We start from the raw sequence: 7,713 nt of genomic DNA, 5'->3' as shown, positions 1-7,713 counted from the left end.
GAGGTGCCGGCGATGCCGCGCTCGTGGATGATGCGCGCCAGCATCGGGAAGGCGGTGATGGCGATGGCCGCGCCCAGGAACAGCGAGGCCTCCAGCGGCCGCGCCTTGGCGGCGAACAGCCCCGGCGTCCCGAGCAGCCACGGTGCCATGGCGAAGGCCAGCGCGAAGGGCACCGCGATGCCGGCCGCCGACACCGCCAGGGCGCTGCACGCGCGCTGGCGGAAATGCGCCGCGTTGAACTCCGTGCCCACGAGGAACATGTACATGCCCACGCCGAGCTGCCCGCAGACGTACAGCATGCCCAGTGTCGGCTTGGGAAAGAGGGCCTGCTGCGCAGCAGGCAGCAGCAGTCCGAAGAGCGACGGGCCGAGCATGACGCCGGCGATCATCTCGCCCACCACCTGCGGCTGCCCCAGGCGCTGGGCGAGCCGCCCGACCGCCCGGCATGCCAGCAGGATCACCGCCGCCTGGAGGAAGAAGTGCACCGAGAGCTGGGCGATGGGCATGGCGGGAAGTGTCTCAGACCAGCCGCTGGATGCGCTTGTGGCGCCACACCAGCCGGTAGTAGGCCGCCTGCAGCGCGAAGATGGCGAGGAAGGCCGCCGGGTAGGCGTACCAGACGCCCTCCAGCCCGATGCGCCGGCTCATCAGCCAGGCCACCGGCACCTCGACCAGCGCCAGGCACAGGATCGAGATCAGCGTGGGCACCAGCACCGAGCCGCTGGCGCGCATGATGCCGGCCAGCGCCGAGCCCATGCCGAAGATCACCGTGCTCCACAGCATCACGTGCAGCAGCGTCTGCGCGATCTCGATCACCTCCGGGCGGGTGATGAACAGGCCCATCAGCGGCCGCGAGAACAGGTAGCCCAGCAGCACCAGCGCGCCGGTGAGCAGCAGGTTCATCAAGAGCGCCGTGCGCGTGATGGCGCCCAGGCGGTCGGCATGCCCGGCGCCGATGGCCTGCGCGCCGAGGATCGAGGCGGTGATGGCGATGGAGATGGCCGGGAACTGCACGTAGGCCACCACCTGGTTCACCGCGCCGTAGGCGGCCGTGGCGTCGGAGCCGAAGCCGTTGACCAGCGACAGCAGCGCCAGCTCGGCCAGCGACACGACGATCATCTGCACGCCGGTGGGCACGCCCAGGCGCAGCACCGCCACGAGCAGCGCCGGGCGGATGCGGATCTCGCGCAGGAACGCGGCGTCCGGCGCGAGCGGGCTCTTCTTGCGCCGCAGGTGCCAGCCCAGCCACAGCGTGGCGACCACGAAGGCCACCACCGAGGCCCAGGCGCCGCTGGCCACGCCGAGCTGCGGCAGCCCCGCCCAGCCGCGGATCAGCGCCGGCGTGAGCACCAGGCCGACCGTGGTCGAGATCATCAGCGTGAGCATCGGCGCGATGGTGTCGCCCACGCCGCGCAGCATCGCGGTGGACAGCAGGAACACGAAGAGCCCCGGCATCGCCACCAGCATGATGCGCGCGTAGCCGGTGGCGTCCGGCAGGATGTCCGGCGGCGTGCCCAGCGCCTTGAGCAGCGGCGTGGTGAAGGCCCCGCCGAAGACCGCCACCAGCAGCCCGAACACCAGCACCACCGCCAGCGCCGTGCCGGCGATGGCGCGCGCCTTGGCCACGTCGCGCGCGCCCCAGGCCTGGCCGATCAGCACCGAGGCGCCGGCGCCCAGGCCGATGATGAAGGCGATGAAGAAGAACAGCAGCGGGAAGAAGCCCGAGACCGCCGCCAGCGCCTTCACGCCGATCATCTGGCCCAGGTAGATGTTGTTCAGCGTGCCCGAAAGCGACTGCAGGATGTTGGAGGCGAGCATCGGCACCAGGAAGACCAGGAAGGTCTTCCACAGGGGCCGGCTGCCGGTGATGGCCGGCGCGCGGGCGCCGGGCGGCGGGGCGGCGGGGCTGCTGGCCCCTGCGCCCGGGGAGGAGGGCTGGGTCACGGATGCGATGCGCGGCCGGCGGCGGTGCGCCGGCTGCGCCCTGTGGGTGGGGTTGTTGTTGTGGAGGTGTGTGGGCCGTCAGGCTGCGGCCCAACTCGGCGCCGCCAGCTTCTGCGCGTAGGCGGCGACGTCCTCGGGCCAGCCCTCGATCTGCGCCTGGAAGCGCTCGCGCTCGCCGGCGAAGAGGGCGCGCGCGGCTTCCTCGAAGCCGGGCAGGTCGCCCGCCATCACGGTCATGAAGCGGTAGGCGGCCTCGCGGGCGGCGCGCACGCTGTCGCGCTCGGCGTAGTTGCGGCGGGCCTCGTCGATCAGCCTGCGCAGCGCGACCGAGGCGCCGCCCGGCTGGCGGCTGAGCCAGTCCCAGTGGCGCGGCAGCAGCGTCACCTCGCGCGCGACCACGCCCAGGCGCGGCCGGCCGACGCCGCGCGGCGCCTCCTCGGCCGGCGCGGCGGCATCGGACGATTCGGGGCGCAGGTCCAGGTCGAGGCGCTCGCCGGTGCGGTCGTCGAACACGAAGACCGAGGCGGCGTCGGGGCGCTGGCGCACGCTCGCCATCACCTGCGCGGCGTCGCCGGAGGCGATGCGGTCGAAATCGAGGAACGCGGTCAGAAAAGAAGGTGCGTCGGACATGAATTCATTGTACCCGGATTAAATTGCCATGCAATCCAGCCGGACGGGTGGTTCAGAATCGCCGCCATGAAACGAGTCCGCGGCCTGATGGTGTGCGAAGGCTGCGATGCGGTCTTCCGGCGGCCTGCGCTGGGCCGCAGGGAAGTCGCCCGCTGCCCGCGCTGCGGCACCGAACTGGCCCGCCACCACGGCCTGCAGCAGCAGCGCATTCTGCCCCTGGCCGTCGCCAGCCTCATTCTCTTCGCGATCGCCAACCTGTTCCCGATCGTGGAGATCGAGCTGCGCGGCCTGCACAGCCAGACGACGCTGGTGGGCGCGGTGGTGGTGCTGTCGGGCGAGGGCATGTCGCTGGTGGCGATGCTGGTGCTGGCGACGACGCTGCTGTTCCCGCTGGCGCAGTTGCTGATCCTGTGCTGGGTGCTGGTGCCGCTGGCCCGCGGCCGGCGCGCGCGCGGCTTCGCCTGGATGCTGGCGCTGCTGCAGTCGCTGCGCCCCTGGGGCATGGTGGAAGTCTTCCTGCTCGGCGTGCTGGTGGCGACGATCAAGCTCTCGGGCATGGCGACGGTGATCGCCGGCGCGGCGCTGTGGGCCTTCGTCGCGCTCACCGTGCTGCTGACGGTGGTGGTGTCCTTCGACCCGCGCGGGCTGTGGGACCTGGCCTTCCCCGCGGACGAGGAGGCCGCCGCTTGAGCACGACGGCGCGCGCCCGCCGCATGGCCGCGCTGGCGGCGCACGCCGCCACGCCGCACCTGCCGGTGCGTGCGGGCGAGGGCGAACCCGCCACTGCCGCGCAGCAGGGCCTGATCGAGTGCCACCGCTGCAGCGCCGTGTGGCAGGACGCGCCCGAGGGCGCCGCCTGCGGGCGCTGCGGCGCGCGGCTGCACCGGCGCAAGCGCCAGAGCATCGCGCTGACCTGGGCGCTGCTGGTGGCGGCGGCCATCATGTACCTGCCGGCCAACCTGCTGCCGGTGATGATCACGCGCAGCCTGTTCGGCACCCAGCAGGACACCATCCTCTCGGGCGTCATCTTCTTCTGGGTCTCCGGCTCCTACGGGCTGGCGGCGCTGATCTTCACGGCCAGCTTCCTGGTGCCGCTGTTCAAGCTGTCGGCACTGTTCGTGCTGGTGGCGATGGCGCAGCGGCACAGCCCCTGGCGCCGGCGCGAGCGGGCGCGCCTGTACCAGTTGCTGGAGATCATCGGCCGCTGGTCCATGCTCGACGTGTTCGTGGTGGCGCTGCTGTCGGGCCTGGTACGCATGCAGGGGCTGGCGGAGATCACCGCCGGCGTGGGCATCGCCGCCTTCGGCGCGGTGGTGGTGCTGACCATGCTGGCCTCGCTCAGCTTCGACCCGCGCCTGACCTGGGACACCGACACACACGCAATGCAAGACGACAAGACGACGACATGAACGACGACGACAAGCACGATGCCGCGGCCGCCACGCCCGAGGTGGTGCGGCGGCGCGACTGGCTGCCCTCGCTGATCTGGCTGATCCCCATCGTGGCGGCGCTGGTGGGCATCTCCCTGGTGGCGAAGATCCTCTGGAACCGCGGCCCCGAGATCGTCTTGAGCTTCAACACGGCCGAGGGCCTGGAAGCGGGCAAGACCGCCGTGAAATACAAGGACGTGCAGATCGGCACCGTGCACGAGATCCGCCTGGCGCGCGACCGCTCGCACGTGCGGGTGTCGGTGCAGCTCGACAAGGACGCGGCCGAGGGCTTCACCGCGCGGGACGCGCGCTACTGGGTGGTGCGCCCGCGCCTGGACACCTCCGGCATCTCGGGCCTGGGCACGCTGCTGTCGGGCGCCTACATCGGCGCCGACGCCGGCACCGCGGAAGAGAAGACGGACGAGTTCACCGGGCTGGAGGCGCCGCCCATCGTCACGCGCGACCTGAGCGGGCGCCAGTACACGCTGCGCGCCAAGGACGTCGGCTCGCTGGACATCGGATCGCCGGTGTACTTCCGGCGCATCAAGGTGGGGCAGATCGCCTCCTACGAGCTGGACGGCGACGGCCGGGGCGTGACGCTGCGCGTCTTCGTCAACGCGCCCTACGACAAGTTCGTCGGCGTCAACACGCGCTTCTGGCACGCCAGCGGGCTGGACGTGCAGCTCGGCGCCTCGGGCGTGACGCTGCGCACCCAGTCGCTGGCCACCATCCTGCTCGGCGGGGTGGCCTTCGCCGCGCCCGAAGACGCCAACGGCCCGGCCGCGCCCGAGAACGCGACCTTCGCCCTGGCCGACGACGAGACGGCGGCGATGAAGGAGCCCGACGGCCCCTCGCAGACGCTGCTGATGTACTTCAACCAGTCGGTGCGCGGCCTGTCGCCGGGCGCGCCGGTGGACTTCCGCGGCGTGGTGATCGGCGAGGTCAAGTCGATCGGCGTGCAGTTCGACCGCGACGAGCGCCAGTTCCTGATGCCGGTGCTGGCCACCGTCTACCCGGACCGGCTGCGCCGCGCCAGCGTGGTGCAGGGCGTGGCGCCGTCGGAATCGAAGTACACACAGGAGGAGCGCCTGCGCTTCCTCATCGGCCGCGGCCTGCGCGCGCAGTTGCGCACCGGGAACCTGCTCACCGGCCAGGCCTACGTGGCGCTGGACTTCTTCCCCAAGGAGAAGCCGGTGAAGGTGGACACCGCGCAGAACCCGATCGAGCTGCCCACCGTGCAGAACAGCCTGGACGAGATCCAGTCGCAGGTGCAGGAGATCGCGTCCAAGATCAACAAGATCCCGTTCGAGGAGATCTCGGCCGACCTGCGGCGCACGATGAAGTCGCTCGACCGGACGCTGACCACCGCCGAGGCCACGGTGGCGCGCATCAACAACGACGTGACGCCGGAGCTGGCCGCCGCGATGAAGGACGCGCGCCGCACCATCGACAGCGCCGGCCGCACGCTGGCGGAGGACTCGCCGCTGCAGCAGGACCTGCGGCAGACGCTGCAGGAACTCACGCGCGCCGCGGGCTCGATCCGCGTGCTGACCGACTACCTCGAACGCCATCCCGAGTCGCTGCTGCGCGGCAAGCCCCAGGACGACAAGAAGCCATGAAACGCCTGTTCCTCCTCCCGATCCTCGCCCTGGCCGCGGGCCTGCTCGCCGCCTGCGCCGCGCCGGTGACGCGCTACTACTCGCTGGCCGAGCCGCTGGCCGCCGCGCCGGCGCCGCAGGCGACGCCGCCGCTCTTCATCGAACTGGCGCCCCTGGCGCTGCCCGAGCGCCTGGCGCGCCCGCAGATGGTGGTGCGCAGCGGCGCCGACGCCAGCGCGCAGGTGGAGGTGCTGGAGCAGCACCGCTGGGCCTCCTCCTTCGAGAGCGAGCTGCGCGACGCGCTGGCCGCCGGCGTCGCCGCGCGCCTGGGCGCGGTCGACGTGACGAAGGGCGGCCGCGCCAACGGCGCGCCGGCCTGGCGCATCGCGGTGCAGCTTCGCCAGTTCGACGCGGTGGAGGACAGCCGGGTCGATGCCGCGCTGAGCTGGACGATCCGCCGCAGCGACGACACGCGCAGCGCCGCCTGCCGCTGGTCGGCCAGCGAGCCGGCGGGCGCCGGCATCGACGCGCTGGCGCAGAGCGCGCGGCGGCTCGTCGCCGGCGCGTCGCAGGCCATCGCGCAGCACCTGCGCGCGATGCAGGCCGGCACGGTCGCCGACTGCGCGGGCTGAGGCGCCGCGCGCTCCTCACCGAAGCAGCGGGGGCTCCTGGCGCCAGCGCGGCGGCAGCAGGTCGAACAGCGGCGTGCGGTCGCGCTGCAGGGGCAGGGCGGCCGGCGCGGCGACGTCCGGCCGCGGCCAGGCGGAGGCGATGTCCAGCGCCGCCAGCTCGCGCATCCAGGCCACGTCGATCTGCCCGCCCGGCGCCGGCCGCGAGGTGATGAGCGCCAGCATGCGCTGCGCCTGTACGTTGCCCGCCTGCGCCGCCAGCTGGTAGAGCCGGATCGCCTCCGCGAAGTTGGCGGGCACGCCCTCTCCGCGGTGGAAGCGCTGCGCCATCGCCAGCCACTGCTCGCCGGCCGAGGCGGCGCGCGAGCGCGGCGCGGGCAGGGGTGCGAGGCGCTGGCGAAGCAGTTGCGCGTTGGCCGCCGCGGCAGGCGAGCGCGCCGCCGCCGACTCGAAGCTGCGCGCCGCGTCTTCCGGCCGGTCTTCGGCGAGCTGGGCGAAGCCCTGCTCGATCCGGGCCGCCGCATTGCCGCCGCGCGCGGCACGGGCCAGCAGCGCCTGCTGGCGGGCCTCCTGGCGGTGCGCCGCCGCGTCGCTGCCGGCGTGCGGCGCGGCCGAGGGCGGCGCCAGCCGTTCGCCCAGCAGCCACTCCAGGTACTGCGCGCGCGGCGTATCGACGGCGCGCAGCGCGGCGAGCCAGCGCCGCGCCGCGGCCGGGTCGGCGGCGCCGCCGTCGCAGGCCTCGATGGCGCACCAGGCCAGCCCGGCGGCCGCCATCGTTTCGCCCTGCGTGTAGGCCTGCGTCATCCAGCGGCGCGCCTCGCCCGGGCGGGTGCCGGGCACGATGCCGTTGAGGTGGAGCAGGGCCAGCCGCCAGGCGGCTTGGCGGCCGGCCGTGCCGCCGCCGGCCGCCAGCGTGCGCAGGTGCTGCAGCTCGGCCGCCAGCGCCGGGTCGTCCGGTCCGGCCAGCCGCGGTGCCGTGCGCTCGATCTGGGCGGGGTCGACCCCCGGCGCGGGCGGCGGCAGCGGCTGGACGCGCGCGGAGGCGCCGAGCGCGGCGGCGGCCAGCAGCACCGCCAGCGCCGGGCCGCGCCGGTGCGTGGGGCATCGCGCAGCCATCGCCGCCTCACCGGCGAGGGGCCGCGGCGGCCGCCGGGCGGGGCGGTGCCACCGTCCACTGCAGCGCGGCGCGGCCGAAGCCCTCGGCGCCCAGCGCCCGGGTGAAGGCCTCGTCGACCGCGGCGGCGCTCCGCACGCCGGCGATCGGCTCCAGCGCCGGGCCGCGCAGGGCCTCGGGCAGTTGGTCCGTCACCTCGTCCTCGGTGGCGTAGCAGACCACGCCCTGGCGGCCGGGGCCGCCGCCGTCGAGCACGAAGGCCGGCGAGGGGCTCATCCAGTCCGGCAGCCGCGCCGCGATGCCGGCCGGCACCGCGCTGGCCGAGTTCACGTCGTTCGGCGTCAGGCGCATGACCACGCCGCGCTCCT

General features: G+C 73.7%; 8 protein-coding genes and 1 pseudogene. 4 read left to right on the top strand and 5 right to left on the bottom strand.

Annotation, left to right across the window (positions count from 1 at the left end):
- The 3 genes from ACIY1X_RS22615 to ACIY1X_RS22605 form a co-directional block, all read right to left on the bottom strand.
- A partial coding sequence (locus tag ACIY1X_RS22615) for a cation:proton antiporter (RefSeq protein WP_399684948.1) occupies positions 1-506 on the bottom strand: 506 nt, incomplete at its 3' end.
- 13 nt (positions 507-519) lie between these two features.
- Entirely contained in the window at positions 520-1,818 is a 1,299-nt protein-coding gene (locus tag ACIY1X_RS22610; RefSeq protein ID WP_399684952.1) for an MATE family efflux transporter, read from the bottom strand.
- A 204-nt stretch (positions 1,819-2,022) separates the two neighbouring features.
- On the bottom strand, positions 2,023-2,574 hold the full coding sequence (locus ACIY1X_RS22605) for a DUF2239 family protein (protein ID WP_399684945.1): 552 nt from the start codon (positions 2,572-2,574) through the stop codon (positions 2,023-2,025).
- A gap of 66 nt (positions 2,575-2,640) precedes the next feature.
- Between ACIY1X_RS22605 and ACIY1X_RS22600 the strand changes: the two genes are divergently transcribed.
- Genes ACIY1X_RS22600 through ACIY1X_RS22585 form a run of 4 tightly spaced genes read left to right on the top strand, consistent with a single transcriptional unit; the run spans position 2,641 to position 6,234 of the window.
- Positions 2,641-3,264 carry a paraquat-inducible protein A gene (locus ACIY1X_RS22600; RefSeq protein ID WP_399684942.1) on the top strand — a complete coding sequence of 208 codons (624 nt, stop codon included), beginning with the start codon at positions 2,641-2,643 and terminating at the stop codon, positions 3,262-3,264.
- 23 nt (positions 3,265-3,287) lie between these two features.
- Complete coding sequence (locus ACIY1X_RS22595; RefSeq protein WP_399684949.1) at positions 3,288-3,983, top strand: paraquat-inducible protein A; 696 nt, start codon at positions 3,288-3,290, stop codon at positions 3,981-3,983.
- Positions 3,980-5,623: an intermembrane transport protein PqiB gene (locus ACIY1X_RS22590; RefSeq protein ID WP_399684939.1), complete on the top strand. Its 1,644-nt coding sequence runs from the start codon at positions 3,980-3,982 to the stop codon at positions 5,621-5,623. The genes ACIY1X_RS22595 and ACIY1X_RS22590 overlap by 4 nt, the downstream gene beginning before the upstream one ends.
- Entirely contained in the window at positions 5,620-6,234 is a 615-nt protein-coding gene (locus ACIY1X_RS22585; protein ID WP_399684937.1) for a membrane integrity-associated transporter subunit PqiC, read from the top strand. The genes ACIY1X_RS22590 and ACIY1X_RS22585 overlap by 4 nt, the downstream gene beginning before the upstream one ends.
- Before the next feature lie 15 nt (positions 6,235-6,249).
- On the opposite strand, the gene ACIY1X_RS22580 is transcribed toward ACIY1X_RS22585, so the two are convergent.
- Both ACIY1X_RS22580 and ACIY1X_RS22575 read right to left on the bottom strand, forming a co-directional pair.
- Positions 6,250-7,347, bottom strand: a complete 1,098-nt coding sequence (locus ACIY1X_RS22580; RefSeq protein ID WP_399684934.1) for a hypothetical protein — start codon at positions 7,345-7,347, stop codon at positions 6,250-6,252.
- A 7-nt stretch (positions 7,348-7,354) separates the two neighbouring features.
- Positions 7,355-7,713, bottom strand: a pseudogene (locus tag ACIY1X_RS22575) (peptidoglycan-binding protein); the annotation flags it as partial.

The organism is Xenophilus sp. (assembly GCF_044462705.1).
Classification (GTDB): domain Bacteria; phylum Pseudomonadota; class Gammaproteobacteria; order Burkholderiales; family Burkholderiaceae_C; genus Xenophilus; species Xenophilus azovorans.
Note: the sequence above shows the minus strand (reverse complement) of the source record. Positions and strands in the feature narration are given on the sequence as shown.